Source organism: Roseateles noduli, assembly GCF_050626985.1.
Classification (GTDB): Bacteria; Pseudomonadota; Gammaproteobacteria; order Burkholderiales; family Burkholderiaceae_C; genus Roseateles; species Roseateles noduli_A.
Genome location: NZ_CP192463.1, coordinates 3770498 through 3785300 on the forward strand (window position 1 = coordinate 3770498; position 14803 = coordinate 3785300).

At 69.3% G+C, this 14803-nt stretch carries 13 protein-coding genes; 10 read left to right on the forward strand and 3 right to left on the reverse strand.

Going from position 1 to position 14803, the window contains the following annotated elements; genetic code table 11:
• Positions 1-47: 47 nt before the first annotated feature.
• Positions 48-1115 carry an aminopeptidase gene (locus ACQ4L4_RS16485; RefSeq protein WP_431100014.1) on the reverse strand — a complete coding sequence of 356 codons (1068 nt, stop codon included), beginning with the start codon at positions 1113-1115 and terminating at the stop codon, positions 48-50.
• Positions 1116-1151: 36 nt separating this feature from the next.
• The gene (locus ACQ4L4_RS16490; RefSeq protein ID WP_431100015.1) at positions 1152-3224 is read right to left on the reverse strand and encodes a molybdopterin-containing oxidoreductase family protein; all 2073 of its coding nucleotides are present in this window, start codon (positions 3222-3224) and stop codon (positions 1152-1154) included.
• A gap of 183 nt (positions 3225-3407) precedes the next feature.
• Here ACQ4L4_RS16490 and ACQ4L4_RS16495 point away from each other — a divergent pair, with 183 nt between their 5' ends.
• The 6 genes from ACQ4L4_RS16495 (at position 3408) to gshA (ending at position 10114) form a co-directional block, all read left to right on the forward strand.
• The gene (locus tag ACQ4L4_RS16495) at positions 3408-4541 is read left to right on the forward strand and encodes an ABC transporter substrate-binding protein (RefSeq protein ID WP_431100017.1); all 1134 of its coding nucleotides are present in this window, start codon (positions 3408-3410) and stop codon (positions 4539-4541) included.
• 171 nt (positions 4542-4712) lie between these two features.
• Positions 4713-5915 carry a M20 aminoacylase family protein gene (locus tag ACQ4L4_RS16500; RefSeq protein ID WP_431100018.1) on the forward strand — a complete coding sequence of 401 codons (1203 nt, stop codon included), beginning with the start codon at positions 4713-4715 and terminating at the stop codon, positions 5913-5915.
• A gap of 13 nt (positions 5916-5928) precedes the next feature.
• On the forward strand, positions 5929-6516 hold the full coding sequence (locus tag ACQ4L4_RS16505; RefSeq protein WP_431100019.1) for a DUF1415 domain-containing protein: 588 nt from the start codon (positions 5929-5931) through the stop codon (positions 6514-6516).
• 278 nt (positions 6517-6794) lie between these two features.
• Positions 6795-7397, forward strand: coding sequence for a cysteine hydrolase family protein (locus ACQ4L4_RS16510; protein ID WP_431100021.1), 603 nt, complete (start codon positions 6795-6797; stop codon positions 7395-7397).
• A gap of 15 nt (positions 7398-7412) precedes the next feature.
• The gene (locus ACQ4L4_RS16515) at positions 7413-8444 is read left to right on the forward strand and encodes a GlxA family transcriptional regulator (RefSeq protein ID WP_431100022.1); all 1032 of its coding nucleotides are present in this window, start codon (positions 7413-7415) and stop codon (positions 8442-8444) included.
• 203 nt (positions 8445-8647) lie between these two features.
• The gene (gene gshA / locus ACQ4L4_RS16520) at positions 8648-10114 is read left to right on the forward strand and encodes a glutamate--cysteine ligase (RefSeq protein WP_431104951.1); all 1467 of its coding nucleotides are present in this window, start codon (positions 8648-8650) and stop codon (positions 10112-10114) included.
• Positions 10115-10179: 65 nt separating this feature from the next.
• Here the strand turns inward: gshA and ACQ4L4_RS16525 are convergent, their stop codons facing one another.
• Positions 10180-10671, reverse strand: a complete 492-nt coding sequence (locus ACQ4L4_RS16525; protein ID WP_431100023.1) for an acyl-CoA thioesterase — start codon at positions 10669-10671, stop codon at positions 10180-10182.
• A gap of 135 nt (positions 10672-10806) precedes the next feature.
• Between ACQ4L4_RS16525 and ACQ4L4_RS16530 the strand changes: the two genes are divergently transcribed.
• The 4 genes from ACQ4L4_RS16530 (at position 10807) to fur (ending at position 14524) form a co-directional block, all read left to right on the forward strand.
• Positions 10807-12531 carry an FAD-dependent oxidoreductase gene (locus ACQ4L4_RS16530; protein WP_431100024.1) on the forward strand — a complete coding sequence of 575 codons (1725 nt, stop codon included), beginning with the start codon at positions 10807-10809 and terminating at the stop codon, positions 12529-12531.
• 101 nt (positions 12532-12632) lie between these two features.
• Entirely contained in the window at positions 12633-12824 is a 192-nt protein-coding gene (locus ACQ4L4_RS16535) for a hypothetical protein (protein WP_431100025.1), read from the forward strand.
• Positions 12825-12837: 13 nt separating this feature from the next.
• A complete protein-coding gene (locus ACQ4L4_RS16540; RefSeq protein ID WP_431104952.1) occupies positions 12838-14031 on the forward strand; it encodes a PepSY-associated TM helix domain-containing protein in 1194 nt (397 codons plus the stop codon).
• 31 nt (positions 14032-14062) lie between these two features.
• Complete coding sequence (gene fur, locus ACQ4L4_RS16545) at positions 14063-14524, forward strand: ferric iron uptake transcriptional regulator (RefSeq protein ID WP_377160562.1); 462 nt, start codon at positions 14063-14065, stop codon at positions 14522-14524.
• The last annotated feature ends 279 nt before the right edge of the window (positions 14525-14803 follow it).

A 14803-nucleotide genomic window follows, 5' to 3' on the forward strand; every position in this document is an offset into this window, starting at 1 on the left:
GCTTCGTCGTTTCTGGCGGCAAGTCGGGGAAGCCCCGCTGCCTGCGGTCAGCGCGCCAACTCGGCCCTGCGCTCATCCTTCGGCAACTTCGCCAGCCGCTGCACTTCGGCATAGAAACTCGGCCAGTCCGCGCCCTGCCGCTCGAACAGCCGGACGAAGTCCGGCACCAGGTCCGTGTAGCTGCCCTGGATCGCCAGCGCCGGCGTGTTCAGGCCCAGCACCCAGCGGTCGAAACGCGTGTCGCCGTTCCACCGGTCGCGCTTGATCGCCTCGTAGTCCGCGCGCAGCTTCGCGAAGGCCGCGGCCTTGCCGGCGCGTTTCTCATCGTCGCTGGCCGTGCTGCGGAACACGTCCTGCAGCTGCTCCCGCGTCGACTTGAGCAAGGCCTGGATCTCGTCCTGCCGGCGTCTCGACTGCTCGTCGTCGCGCAGCGCCTGGGGCCGGTCCTTCAGCCAGCGCGCCACGCCGATCTGCTCGACCGCGGTCGCGAAGCTCTCGTTGAATGCGGTGTCGTCGTTGGCATACGCGACCTGGTGGGCCAGCTCGTGGAAGATCATCCGCGCCAGCTGGGCCTCGGGGTAGCGGATGAAGGTGTTCAGCAGCGGATCGCCGCCCAGCCAGTTGCTCCAGCCCAGCGACGAGTACGCCGGCACGCCGTACACGTAGGGCTCGAAGCCGTCCTTGCGGAGCTCCTGGGCCAGCTCGCGCGCATCGTGCGGATCGAAGTAGCCGCGGTACCCGGCGCAGCCCATGATCGGGTAGCACCAGGTCTTGAGCTGCAGGCTCAGCTCCGGGGTCGCGACGACGTTCCACACCGCCGCGCCGCGCTTGAGATCGGCGTAGCGGCGGTAGCTGTCGTTGTCCGGCAGCTTGAGTTCCGAGGACGCGTAGTCGCGCAGCGATTTCGACAGCTCGAGCTGCTTGCGGATCTCCGGGTCCAGGTCTTGCTGACCCAGCCATTCGTCGACCGGCCTGGCCGAGCGCACCAGCGACAGGTGCCCCGACAACGACTGGCCGTAATACGACAGCTGCGCGCAGCCGCCGAGCGCCGTCATCGCCAGCAGCACAGGCGCGGCCAGCAGGAGCAGCAGCAGTCGTCGCGCGCGTCTCGTCATCGTTGCGGGCATCGTTCGGTGCGCCTTGCCGTCGGCTCAGGCCGCGGCCACTTCGACCAGGCAGTCGTAGAAGCACGGCGCGCGTCCGAGATCGGTCAGCCGCTGGTGCGTGACCTCGTTGACGTTGCGGCCGTCCGCGCCCAGCTTGCGCCACCAGATGCCGAGCCCGTGCACGACGCCCTCGCGGGCCCGCGCGCTCACGTCCAGCCGGCACGCATAGCTGCCGCGGTCGTTGAACACGCGCACCAGCTGGCCATCGGCAAGTCCGCGCGCCGCGGCGTCGCCGGCGCTCATCTCCAGCACCTGCTCGCCTTCGATGTCGCGCAGGCTCTTCACGTTCACGAAGGTGCTGTTCAGGTGATTGCGCGCCGGCGGCGAGATCATCGCCAGCGGATAACGCGCCGCGAGTGCCGGGTCGCTCGCGCGGCTCTCGTAGTTGGGCACGTAGTCCGCGCCACCTGCATCGGCCTTGCCGTTCGCCGACGGGAAGCCGCCTTGCGCGAACGGCGCCTCCGCCAACGGCAGCTTGAACCAGCCGCGCTCGCGCAGCTGCGTCAGATCGACGTCGTCGCGGAACGCCTGGCGCAACAGCGCTTCGTCGTCATCGTGGAAAGCCGGGTCGTCGAAGCCCATCGCTGCCGCCAGTGCGCGGAAGATCGCGGTGTTCGGCCGGGCCTCGCCCAGCGGCGCGATCGCCGCCTCATTCACCAGCACGTCGGTGTGGCCGTAGCTGGTGTGGATGTCCAGGTGCTCCATCTGCGTCGTGGCCGGCAGCACGTAGTCGGCCAGGTCGGCGGTATCGGTCATGAAGTGCTCCAGCACCACCGTCAACAGGTCCTCGCGCTGGAAACCCGCCACGACCTTCGGCGACTCCGGCGCGACCGCGACCGGGTTGCTGTTGTAGACGATCAGCGCCTCCACCTTCGGGCCGAACGCGGGCGACGCCTCGCGCAGCAGGTCGTCGCCGATCGTGCTCATGTTGATCGTCCGCGAGGGGCGGCCGCCGCGCAGGTCCGGACGTTCCAACGCCGGGTTCTTGAACGGCGCGAACCAGCCGGAACTCGACAGCAGGAGCCCGCCCGCGCGATGGCGCCACGCGCCGGTCAGGCAGGGGAGCAGCGCGATCAGCCGCACCGCGTTGCCGCCGCCGCGCACGCGCTGCATGCCGTAGTTCAGCCGGATCGCCGCCGGCGTCAGCGTCGCATAGTCCCGGGCCAGGCTGCGGACCTCGTCCGCCGTGAGCCCGCATTCGGCCGCGGTGCGTTCGGGCGTCCACGCGAGCGCCCGTTCGCGCAACTCGTCCCAGCCGTCAACGTACCGGACGAGGTAGTCGTGATCGAGCCGGTCATGGGCGATCAGTTCGTGCATCAGCCCCAGCGCCAGCGCGCCGTCCGTGCCCGGCAGCAGGGCCAGGTGTTGATGGCACTTGTCGGCGGTCTCGGTCTTGCGCGGATCGATGCACACCAGCTTCGCGCCGTTGCGCTTGGCCTGGTTCGCGAAGGTCCAGAAATGCAGGTTGGACGCGATCGAGTTGCTGCCCCAGATGACGATCAGCTTCGATTCCGCGAAGTGCGGCAGGTGCATGCCGACCTTGTGTCCATAGGTCGCCGCCAGCCCCGCGCCGCCCGCCGACGCGCAGATCGTGCGGTCCAGGCAGGACGCGCCCAGCCGGTTGAAGAAGCGCCCCGCCATCGCCTCGCCCTGCAGCATCCCCATCGTGCCGGCATAGCTGTAGGGCAGGACCGCCTGCGGATCGCGCGCCGCGACGGCCTTCAGCCGGCCGGCGATCTCGGCGATCGCCTGGTCCCAGCCGATGCGCTCGAAACGCGGCGCCTCGTGCTTCGCGCTGACGCGCTTGAGCGGATGCAGCACCCGTTCCTCGTGATAGGTCCGCTCGGGATATCGCGACACCTTCGTGCACAGCGCGCCGTGGGTGCTCGGATGTTCGGGTTGACCCTGCACCTTCACGACCTTGCCGTCCTCGACCGTGATGCGCAGCGCGCAGGTGTCCGGGCAGTCGTGCGGGCAGGCTCCCTTGACGATGCGCGTGCCGCGATCGGCGGCCTGTGGCGGGAGGTTCACGGCGGATTCAGAGAGGACGGACGACATGCGTCAACTATTGCACAGGCGCCACACCCTTGCGTTTTCTTACCCGAGTCGGCGACAACGCTGGACGCACGAGCCGCTAAGCTCGCGCGCCAGGAGGCCGAAATAGGTCGTGTCGAGCCTCCTGGCGCGCTTGCCCTCCGGCGGACGCCACAATATCAATTCGCACCCCTCTGGGAGTCCCCCTTGGATCGCCGCCAACTTCTCGCCTCCGCCAGCGCCCTGGGCGCGCTCGCCACCCTGCCCATCCCGACGGCCGTCCGTGCACAAGGCAAACGCCTGGTGCTGGGTCAGTCGGTGCCGCTGACCGGCGCCGCCGCCCAGTTGGGCATCCAGATGCAGGCCGGCGCGAAGCTGTTCTTCGACGCCCAGAACGCCGCCGGCGGCATCAACGGCACGACCATCGAGCTGCGCACGCTGGACGACGGCTATGAGCCCGACCGCTGCAAGGCCAACACCGAGAAGCTGATCGCCGACGACGTGTTCGCGCTGTTCGGCTACGTCGGCACGCCGACCTCGCTGGCCGCGCTGCCGCTGGTCAACCAGGCCAAGATCCCCTTCGTCGCCCCCTTCACCGGCGCCGAGGCGCTGCGCGACCCGTTCAGCCCGTGGGTCTACCACGTGCGGGCCTCGTACTACGACGAGACCGCGCTGATCGTGAAGCAGCTGACCCAGCTGGGGCTGATGCGCATCTCGGTCTTCCACCAGAACGACGCCTACGGCAAGGCCGGCCTGGACGGCGTGCTGCGCGCGATGAAGCCGCTGGCGCTGCAGCCGCAGGCCACCTCCACCGTCGAGCGCAACAGCGTCGAGGTGACCAAGGCCGTCAAGGACCTGGTCCAGAACGGCGCGCCGCCCGAGGCCATCGTCATGATCAGCGCCTACAAGAGCTGCGCCGCCTTCATCCGCGCCGCCCGCAAGGCCGGCTACGGCGGCGTGTTCTACAACGTGTCCTTCGTCGGCACGCAGTCGCTGCTGGACGAGCTCGGCAAGGACGCGATGGGCGTGGTCGTCAGCCAGGTCATGCCCTACCCGTTCGGCTCGCAGGTCGGCGTGGTCCACGAGTACCAGCAGGCCGCCACCAAGGCCGGCCAGAAGTTCAACTACACCGCCATCGAGGGCTACATCGGCGCCAAGGTCATCAGCGAAGGCATCCGCCGCATGACCCGCCCGACCCGCGAGGGCCTGGTCGCGGCGCTCGACACCCTGACGAACTACAACGTCGGCGGCTTCAACGTGAACTTCCGCCCCAACAAGCATGTCGGATCGAGCTTCGTCGAGATGACGATGCTGACCAACGACGGGCGCGTCAAGCGCTGAGCAAGCCCCCCGGGCAGACCCGGGCGCCGGATCGCACGCCGCTGGCGGCGCCGATCCGGACCCGCGGGTACACTGGTCCGACCACAGCGGCGCCGCCCTGAGCGGCGCCGCGGCCTTTCTGGCCCGCGGCAAGCCCGACGCGCTGTCGCGATGACATCGGAGTGCCCGCCCATGAAGCTGATCGAACCCATCCTGGCCGACGCCCCGGCCATCGCCAAGCTGCGACGTGACCTGCACGCGCATCCCGAACTCTGCTTCCACGAGGAACGCACCGCCGACGTGGTCGCGCAGGCGCTGACCGACTGGGGCATCGAGATCCACCGCGGCCTGGGCAAGACCGGCGTGGTCGGCATCATCAAGGGCCGCGACGGCGGCGCCAGCGGCCGCACGCTGGGCCTGCGCGCCGACATCGACGCGCTCCCCATCACCGAGCACAACACCTTCGCCCACGCCAGCAGGCACCCCGGCAAGATGCACGCATGCGGCCACGACGGCCACACCGCGATGCTGCTGGCCGGCGCCAAGCACCTGGCGGCGCACCGGGACTTCGACGGCACCGTCTACGTCGTGTTCCAGCCAGCCGAGGAAGGCGGCGGCGGCGCCCGCGAGATGATCAAGGACGGGCTGTTCACGAAGTTCCCGATGGAAGCCATGTTCGGCATCCACAACTGGCCGGGCATGGCCGCCGGCCAATTCGCGCTGAAGAGCGGCCCGGTCTTCGCCTCGAGCAACGAATTCAAGGTCACCATCAAGGGCAAGGGCGCGCACGGCGCGATGCCGCACCTGGGGACCGATCCCGTGGTCGTGGCCGCGCAGCTGGTGCAGGCCTACCAGACCATCATCACCCGCAACAAGCGGCCGATCGACGCGGGCGTGATCTCGGTGACGATGATCCACGCCGGCGAGGCCACCAACGTCATCCCCGAGAGCTGCGAACTGCAGGGCACCGTCCGCACCTTCACGCTGGAGACGCTGGACCTGATCGAGCGCCGCATGAAGCAGATCACCGAGGCCACCGGCGACGCCTTCGAGGTGAAGTGCGAGTTCTCGTTCCACCGCAACTATCCGCCGACGATCAACCACGCCGCCGAGACCGAGTTCGTCCGCGGCGTGCTGACCGAGATGCTGGGCGCGTCCAACGTGCAGGCCTTCGAGCCCACCATGGGCGCCGAGGACTTCAGCTACTACCTGCAGGAAGTGCCGGGCTGCTACTTCCTGATCGGCAACGGCGACGGCAGCCACCGCGAAGGCGGTCACGGCCTGGGGCCCTGCATGCTGCACAACCCGAGCTACGACTTCAACGACGAGCTGATCCCGCTGGGCGGCTCGATGTGGGTCCGGCTGGTGGACGCCTGGTTCAAGCAGGCCCGATGACGGGTTCCGACCGATGACCGACGACCAGGAAAAGACCGTCCTCGACGACACCCACCGCTGGCTGCAGCGGGCGGTGATCGGCTTGAACCTGTGCCCCTTCGCCAAGAGCGTGGAGGTCAACCAGCGGCTGCGCAACGTGGTCAGCGCGGCCCGCACGCCCGAGGACCTGCTCAAGGAACTGGCCCACGAGCTGCTCGCGCTCAATCGCGCCGATCCGGACGAGACCGAGACCACGCTGCTGGTCCACCCCTGGGTGCTGAACGACTTCCTGGACTTCAACGACTTCCTCGGCGCCGCCGATGCGCTGGTCGAGGACCTGGACCTGGACGGCGTGCTCCAGGTCGCAAGCTTCCATCCGGACTACCAGTTCGACGGCACCGACGCGGACGACGTCGACAACCTCAGCAACCGCTCGCCCTACCCCACGCTGCACCTGCTGCGCGAGGAGAGCATCGAGCGCGCCGTCGAGACCATGCCCGACACCGACGCGATCTACGAGACCAACATCGACACGCTGCGTAGGATCGGCCGCAAGGGCTGGGAGGCGCTGGACGTCGAGGCGAAGCTGCCGCTGGCCCAGCGCGTCACGCGCGAGGACTGAGCTCGCCGGGAGGCCGCTGGCCCTCACCCCTGCCCTCTCCCGCAAGCGGGAGAGGGAGCAAGAAGGGCTCGAGCATGCCCCTATCGCCGCAAGCGGGAGAGGGAGCAAGAAGGGCTAGGGCCTGCCCCCTCTCCAGCTTGCGGGAGAGGGCTGGGGTGAGGGCTGCGGTCGTGGCAGACCTGATGTCCTGATTTGACCGCGACTGGTCCGCCGGCGGCGCGACGGATCGACCCGTCGCCGGCACGATGACTCCCATCAACCACCCGATGGAGTCCTTGATGACCACCGCCTCGAACACCGCCAAAACCGCCGCCACTACCGCCCCCACGACCGCCGTCCTGCTGATCGACGTGCAGGAGTCGTTCCGCCACCGCCCGTACTGGGACGAGACCACCTGGCCCGCGTATCTCGAACGCACCAACGCGCTGCTCGACGGCGCGGCGGCTCGCGGCCTGCCGATCATCCGCATCCTCCACAGCGACGGCCCCGAGACGGCGGACAACCCCTTCTCGCTGGTCAGCGGCCACGTGCGCCCGCTGGACGGGCTGGCCCAGGTGCCCATCGCCGCCGAGTTCCTCAAGCGCCGCCACAGCGCGCTGGTCGGCACCGGGCTGTCCGTGTGGCTGACCGAGCACGGCATCCGCCGGCTGATCGTCGCGGGCATCCGCACCGAGCAGTGCTGCGAGACCACCACCCGCCACGCCAGCGACGAGGGCTGGACCGTCGACTACGTGACCGAGGCGACGCACACCTTCCCGATCCCGCACGCCAGCGGTGTCGTGGTCGGCGTCGACGACCTCAAGCTGCGCACCGAGGTCGCGCTGCAGGGCCGCTTCGCCGAGATCGTGAGCGTCGAGCAGGCGCTCGCCCGCGCAGCCTGAGCGCATACTGCGGCGATGTCCTTTTCAGATTCCGATCAGGAGGTCGATCCGGCCTCCGGCGCCGCTCGGGACGCCGCCCTCGTCGACGTCTGGATCCTGGTCGAGCGCCATACGCTGCTGCTCGACCTGGCCGGCGCCGCCGAGGCGCTGCGGCTCGCCAACCAGGCCCTGCGCCGTCGCGGCGAGCCGGAGGCGTTCCGGCTGCGGTACTGCGCCGCGAGCGAATCGGCGTCCACGTCGGTCGGCCTGACGCTTGCCGCGCTGGAGCCGCTGCCGGCGCTCGGCGAGCGGGATTGGCTGATCCTGAGCGGCCGGCGACATCCGCATCCGGACGACCCGCCGACCGACACCACCGACCAGGAAGACGCCTTGCGCATCGAGCGCTGGCTGCATCGCGAAGGCAGCGCATTGCTGGCGGGCGGCCTGGGCCGGCTGCTGAGCATCTGCGCCGGTGCGCTGCTGGCGGCGCGGGCCGGGCTGCTGGACGGCCGCCGCTGCACGACCCACCACGAGGCGCTCGACGCGCTGCGCGACGCCGCGCCCCTTGCCGACGTGCAGGCGAACCGGGTGTTCGTGCTCGATGGTCCGCTGGCCAGCAGCGCGGGCATCACGGCCGGCATCGATCTGGTGCTGGCGCTGATCGCCGAGCACTGCGGCGAGGCGATCGCCGCGTCGGTGGCGCAGGTGATGGTCGTCTACCTGCGCCGCGGCGCGCAGGACCCGGAGCTGTCGCCGATGCTCGCGCACCGGCACCATCTGCATCCGGCGCTGCACCGCGTGCAGGACGCCGTCTGCGGCGATCCGCGCGCCGACTGGAGCCTCGCCCGCATGGCGGAGGTGGCGCACGTCACGCCCCGGCACCTCACCCGGCTGTTCGCGCAGCACGGCGGCACGACGCCGCTCGATTACCTGCGCGCGATCCGGCTGGAACTGGCCCGGCGCGAACTCCAGCGCGGGGTACGACCGGCGCAGGCGGCGCTCGCGGCCGGCTTCAGTTCGGACCAGCAACTCCGTCGCACCCGCCGCCGGATGGGCGCGCCGGCTTAGCATCACTTCCTCGGGGCCGGATCCTGGTGAACCCTTGCCGGCCCGTCTTTTGCCCTGCGCCGTGCTAGCACAATTCACATAAATCCAAGTCAAGCGGGATTCGTGCACTTCTGGTAACTTGCGCGCCCACAGTGAACGAGGAGCGGCATTTGAACGATTGGTTGAAGCGACTGGAGGCCCTGGATCCGGCCCGTCTGGCGGGCATGCGCCGCGGCGTGGAGAAGGAGAGCCTGCGCGCGCAACCGAGCGGCGCCTCCCTGGCACTGACGCCGCACCCGACGGCGCTCGGCTCCGCGCTGACGCACGAGACCGTCACCACCGACTTCAGCGAATCGCAACTCGAGCTGATCACCGGGGTGCACGCGTCCGCCGAGGACTGCGAACGCCAGCTGACCGAAATCCATCAGGCCGTCTACCGCTGTCTCGGGAACGAACTGATGTGGGCGTCGAGCATGCCCTGCCAGCTCCCGGCCGACGAGACCATCCCCATCGGCCGCTACGGCGCCTCCAACATCGGGCGCGCCAAGAGCGTCTACCGCATGGGCCTGGGGCACCGCTACGGGCGGCGCATGCAGACCATCTCCGGCATCCACTACAACTGGTCGATGCCGGGCCTGGACAACGCGGACCACTTCGCGCTGATCCGCAACTTCCGCCGCCACTCCTTCCTGCTGCTGACGCTGTTCGGCGCGTCGCCGGCCCTGTGCGCGAGCTTCGTCGCCGGCCGCGAACACGGCCTGCAGCCGCTGGTCGACGGCACGCTGCACATGCCCTACGGCACCTCGCTGCGCATGGGCCGCCTCGGCTACCAGAGCGATGCGCAGGCTTCGCTGGCGGTGAGCTACAACAGCATCGACGGTTATGCCGCCTCGCTGCAGGACGCGCTGACGCGCCCGTATGCGGCCTACGAGAAGGTCGGCGTCGTCAATCCGGGCGGCGAGTACAACCAGTTGTCGACGACGCTGCTGCAGATCGAGAACGAGTTCTACGGCACGATCCGCCCCAAGCGCACGATCCGCTCGGGCGAGCGCCCGCTGCACGCGCTGCGCGAGCGCGGCGTCGAATACATCGAGGTCCGCTGCATGGACCTGGACCCGTTCGAGCCGGTCGGCATCGCCGCGAGCACGATGCGTTTCCTGGACCTCTTCCTGCTGCACTGCTGGCTGACGGACAGCCCGAACGACACGCCCGAAGAACTCGGCGCGCTGGCGCGCAACCAGCACCGCACCGCCTCGGCCGGCCGTGAACCCGGCCTGAAGCTGGAGCGCCGCGGCGGCGAGGTGTCCCTGCGCGACTGGGGCCGCGAACTCCTGAACGAGTTCGCGCCGATCGCGGCCAAGGTGGACGCGACCCTGGGCGGCTCGTTGTACCGCGAAGCGCTCGCGCAGGCGGTCGAACGCTGGGACGATCCCGATCAACTGCCGTCGGCCCGCGTGCTGGCGGCGATGCGCGCGAAGTACGAGTCCTCGCACCTGGCCTTCGTCGCGGCGCAGTCGGAGGCGTCGCGCCGCCAGATGCTGGAGGCGCCGCTGCCCGACGGCCTGATGGCGCACTTCGACCAGTCGGCGCGCGCCTCGCTGGAGGCGCAGGCCGCGATCGAAGCGGCGGACACCGTCGACTTCGAGACCTTCCGTCAGCAGTATCTCGATCCCGCGCAGCTGCGCGGTTGATCAAGGTGGATCGCGGCTGATCGCGACCCGCTCCGCCTGGGCGCGCCCGGCGCCTCGCCGACCGTTCAGCCCGGCAGCGACGAGCTGCGCAGCTCGTCGTGGCGCTTCTGCAGTTCCTGGCGCAGCTTCTTGCGCTCCAGCGCCGCCTCCCAGCGGCGCTGCTCGTCCGGGGTCGTCGGCGTGCGCGTGGGCACCGGCACGGGGCGCCCGTCCTCGCCGACCGCCACCATCGTGAAGAAGCAGCTGTTGGCGTGGCGCACGACCTGGTCGCGGATGTTCTCGGTGACGACCTTGATGCCGATCTCCATCGACGAGGTGCCGGCGTAGTTCACCGTCGCCAGGAAGCTGACCAGCTCGCCGACATGGATCGGCTGGCGGAACATCACCTGGTCCACCGACAGCGTCACCGTGTAGCGGCCCGCATAGCGACTGGCGCAGGCGTACGCGACCTGGTCGAGCAGCTTCAGGATGGTGCCGCCGTGCACGTTGCCGGAGAAGTTGGCCATGTCCGGCGTCATCAGCACCGTCATCGTGAGTTGATGGGAAGGCAGGTCCATGGCGCGGGATCCGGCATCGGATCAGGGAGTGAGGGAGTGGCCGCCATGGTGCCAGACTCCTGGGGCCCCGAGGTTCCCTCTTATGGCGCTTGCCGCTGACACGCGCGTCGGTTAGGGTGGATGCCAGGAGGTTCCATGGTCCAGGTCCAGCAGCCCAGCATCGTCGACACGCGCGGTGCCCAGATGTTCCCCGCGCTCGGCGTCGCCGACATTGCGCGCGTCGCGCGTTTCGGCCGGTTCCGGCGTTATTCCCAAGGCGAGTGGGTCGTGCGCGCCGGCGACACCGGCATGGGCATGATCCTGATCCTCAGCGGCGAGATCACCGTGTCGCAGCGCGACAGCCTCGGCCACGTGACGCCGATCCACCGGCACGGGCCCGGCGGTTTCCTCGGCGAGGTCGGCCAGCTCAGCGGCCGGCCCTCCTTCATCGACGCGATCGCCGAAACCGAGGTCGAGGCCGTCGACGTCAGCCCGCCGCAACTGCGTGCGCTACTGATCGGCGAGGCCGACCTGGGCGAACGCCTGACCCGCGCCTTCATCCTGCGCCGCGTCGGCCTGATCGAGGCCGGCGCCAGCGGAGCGACGCTGATCGGCCGGGGCAAGTCCGCGCCGGTGATGCGGCTGCGCAGCTTCCTGGGCCGCAACGGCTACCCGCACCAGCAGCTGGAGCCCGACCAGAACGAGGACGCCAAGGCCCTCGCCGACCAGTACATGACCGAGGGCGTGCAGATGCTGGTCATCTGCCCCGGCGGCGAGGTGCTGGTCGATCCGACGGACGATGAAGTCGCGCGCTGCATGGGCATCGTCGACATGCGCGAGCGGCCCGAGCTGTACGACGTCGCCATCATCGGCGCCGGCCCGGCGGGCCTCTCGTCGGCCGTGTACGCGGCGTCCGAGGGGCTGTCGGTGCTGGTGCTGGACTGCCGCTCGTTCGGCGGCCAGGCGGGCGCGAGCTCGCGGATCGAGAACTACCTCGGCTTCCCGACCGGCATCTCCGGCCAGGCGCTGGCCGGCCGGGCCTTCGTCCAGGCCCAGAAGTTCGGCGCGGACATGCTGATCCCCGCCAAGGTCACCCAGATGAGCTGCGAGCGGCAAGGCATGGAGGACGAACTCCACCTGTCGCTCGAGGACGGCCGCAAGGTCCGCGCCCGCACCGCGGTGATCGCCACCGGCGCGCGCTACCGCCGGCCCGAGATCGAGGAGTTGACCCGCTTCGAGGGCCGCGGCGTCTGGTACTGGGCCTCGCCGATCGAGGCCCGCATCTGCAGCCGGCAGACGGTGGTCATCGTCGGCGGCGGGAACTCGGCGGGACAGGCGGCGGTGTTCCTCGCCAACCACGCGGCGAAGGTCATCATGCTGATCCGCGGCCCTGGGCTGGCGGCGACGATGTCGCGCTACCTGATCGACCGCATCCAGGGTACGGCCAACATCGAACTGCTGCCGCACCAGGAGCTCTGCCAGCTCGAAGGCGGGGACGCGCTGGAAGCCGTGAGCTGGCGCGACCGCCGCAACGGCCAGGAACGCAGACTGGCGCTGCAGCACCTCTTCATGTTCATCGGCGCCGAGCCGGAAACCGGCCTGATCGCCGAATGCGGCCTGGAGCTCGACCAGGCCGGTTTCATCATCACCGGCCGCGCCTGCGCCTGCCCGCTGTCCGAGTACAAGCCGGAGCCGCTGGAATCCAGCATCCCCGGCGTGTTCGCGGTCGGCGACGTGCGTTCGGGTTCGGTGAAGCGCGTCGGCGGCGCGATCGGCGAAGGCGCACAGGTCGTCGCCAGCATCCACCAGTACCTGGCCCGCCAGGACGCGGCGCGCGCCGAGCGCCTCAGCCCTGCCGCCGTGGCCCGCGTGACGGCCTGAGGCAGGCGGGCCCCCGCCGATTCCCGCTGGCGCCCCCTTTCCGGAGCGGCGCTTCGCCATAGAATGCGAATAATTGTTATTTGCAAACTGGGCGCCGTCCGATGCTGTCTCCCGAATCCCGCCGTCTCTGGGCCTGGCCGATCGCGCTGGGCCTGCTGAGCACCTCCGGCCTGCTCACCGCACTGGTGTCCGACGACTGGGGCGACGCCTGGTCCTGGGTCGGTCTGGGCGTGCCGGTGGCGGTCATCGCCTGGTACGCGTGGCGGCCGCAGCACTCCCAACGCAAAGCCTGAGGACACGACGATGCTGAGCTCGCGCGCCATTCGCGTCTGGACCTGGCTTCACAAGTGGACGAGCCTGGTCTGCACGCTGTTCATGCTGCTGCTGTGCCTGACCGGCCTGCCGCTGATCTTCCATCACGAGATCGGTCACCTGCTCGGCGACGAGATCGAGGCGCCCGAACTGCCCGCCGCGATGGACAAGCAGCGCGTGTCGCTGGACGTGATGGCCAAGGCGGCCAACGCGGTCCATCCGACGATGGTGATCCAGTACGCCGGCGAGAACGAGGACGACCCGCGCCTGTGGTGGTTCACGCTGGCCCCCACGCCGGCGCCGACCGATCAGTTCAAGTCGGTCGCCGTCGATGCCCGCACGGGCCTGGCGGTGCGCGAGTACCGCATCGGCGAAGGCTTCATGGACCTGATGTTCCGGCTGCACGTCGACCTGTTCGCGGGCCTGCCGGGCAAGCTCTTCCTCGGCCTGATGGGCCTGCTGCTGCTGATCGCGCTGGTCAGCGGCGTGGTGCTCTATGCGCCGTTCATGCGCAAGCTCGACTTCGGCGCCGTGCGCAAGGACCGTTCGACGCGCGTGAAGTGGCTGGACCTGCACAACCTGGTCGGCATCGTGACGCTGGTGTGGTGCTTCGTCGTCGGCGCGACCGGGATGATCAACACCTGGGCGGAGCTGCTGGTGCAGTACTGGCAGTACGACAAGGTCACCGCGCTGCTGGCGCCGTACAAGGACCAGCCGCTGCTCAGCGCCGCCGAGCGCGCGCCGCTGCAGGGGTCGATGGACACGGCGATGCAGGTCGGCGCCCAGCGCAAGGTCTCGTTCATCGCGTTCCCGGGCACCGCCTTCTCGAGCCCGCACCACAACACCTTCTTCCTGAAGGGCACGACGCCGCTGACGTCGAAGCTGCTGCAGCCGCTGCTGATCGACGCGAAGACCTCGCAGCTCACGGCGGCGCCGGAACTGCCGTGGTACCTGACGGCGCTGCTGGTGTCGCAGCCGCTGCACTTCGGCGACTACGGCGGCATGCCGATGAAGATCCTGTGGGCGCTGCTGGACGTGGCGACCATCGTCGTGCTCGGCAGCGGCCTCTACCTGTGGGTGCGCAAGCCGCAGGGCGCCAGGAAAGACAAGAAGGGCGCGTCGGGCGCGTCGGCCTCGGCCGCCGACGACCTGGACGACGCCAAGAATCCCGAAACCGCGGCCGCCTGATCGCCAGTCCGCACGATCACACTCACCGCACATGCCTGACTCGCACAAGCCCGATTCTCCCAAGCACCAGATCGAGAGCCTGCAATCCAGCGGCCTGAAGGCCACCCTGCCGCGCATCAAGGTGCTGCAGATCTTCGAGCAATCGGACCAGCGCCACCTCAGCGCCGAGGACGTCTACCGCGCGCTGCTGCTGGACGGCGCGGACATCGGCCTGGCAACCGTGTACCGGGTGCTGATGCAGTTCGTCGAGGCGGGGCTGCTGGCGCGGCAGCACTTCGAATCGGGCAAGGCGGTGTTCGAGCTCAACTCCGCCCAGCACCATGATCACATGGTGTGCCTGGCCTGCGGCCGGGTGGAGGAGTTCTACGACGCCGGCATCGAGCAGCGCCAGCGCGAGATCGCCGAGGAGCGGGGCTACGAGCTGGTCGAGCACGCGCTCGCGCTGTACGGGCTGTGCTCGAACCCGGAATGCCGGGCGAAGCGCCACCGTTGAAGGGCAGGCTGAATCCGAGGCGTCTGTCGCAAGGCGCGCACAATCCGGCGCTTCCCTGTTGAATACTGTATGGGCATACAGTACATTTCCATCCATCGCAGCCAACCCGGCTGCAGCAGGAGATGGTCATGCAGATGCTCAAGCAAACGGTCTGGTCTTCGTTGAACAACGCGGATGCCTGGGTGGTCTGCATCGGCGTCATGTCCTGCCTCGGACTGGCGACGGGCTTGCTGGGTTGAGATCCTAGCTCAGCCTGGCGAGCCCTTCGCCTCCAGCGTT

Excerpts from the sequence above, each read along its gene's own strand:
- ACQ4L4_RS16485 (WP_431100014.1), bottom strand. The coding sequence starts at position 1,115 with ATGACGAGACGCGCGCGACGACTGCTGCTGCTCCTGCTGGCCGCGCCT.
- ACQ4L4_RS16490 (WP_431100015.1), bottom strand. The coding sequence starts at position 3,224 with ATGTCGTCCGTCCTCTCTGAATCCGCCGTGAACCTCCCGCCACAGGCC.
- ACQ4L4_RS16500 (WP_431100018.1), top strand. The coding sequence starts at position 4,713 with ATGAAGCTGATCGAACCCATCCTGGCCGACGCCCCGGCCATCGCCAAG.
- ACQ4L4_RS16505 (WP_431100019.1), top strand. The coding sequence starts at position 5,929 with ATGACCGACGACCAGGAAAAGACCGTCCTCGACGACACCCACCGCTGG.
- ACQ4L4_RS16510 (WP_431100021.1), top strand. The coding sequence starts at position 6,795 with ATGACCACCGCCTCGAACACCGCCAAAACCGCCGCCACTACCGCCCCC.
- ACQ4L4_RS16515 (WP_431100022.1), top strand. The coding sequence starts at position 7,413 with ATGTCCTTTTCAGATTCCGATCAGGAGGTCGATCCGGCCTCCGGCGCC.
- gshA (WP_431104951.1), top strand. The coding sequence starts at position 8,648 with ATGCGCCGCGGCGTGGAGAAGGAGAGCCTGCGCGCGCAACCGAGCGGC.
- ACQ4L4_RS16525 (WP_431100023.1), bottom strand. The coding sequence starts at position 10,671 with ATGGACCTGCCTTCCCATCAACTCACGATGACGGTGCTGATGACGCCG.
- ACQ4L4_RS16530 (WP_431100024.1), top strand. The coding sequence starts at position 10,807 with ATGGTCCAGGTCCAGCAGCCCAGCATCGTCGACACGCGCGGTGCCCAG.
- ACQ4L4_RS16535 (WP_431100025.1), top strand. The coding sequence starts at position 12,633 with ATGCTGTCTCCCGAATCCCGCCGTCTCTGGGCCTGGCCGATCGCGCTG.
- fur (WP_377160562.1), top strand. The coding sequence starts at position 14,063 with ATGCCTGACTCGCACAAGCCCGATTCTCCCAAGCACCAGATCGAGAGC.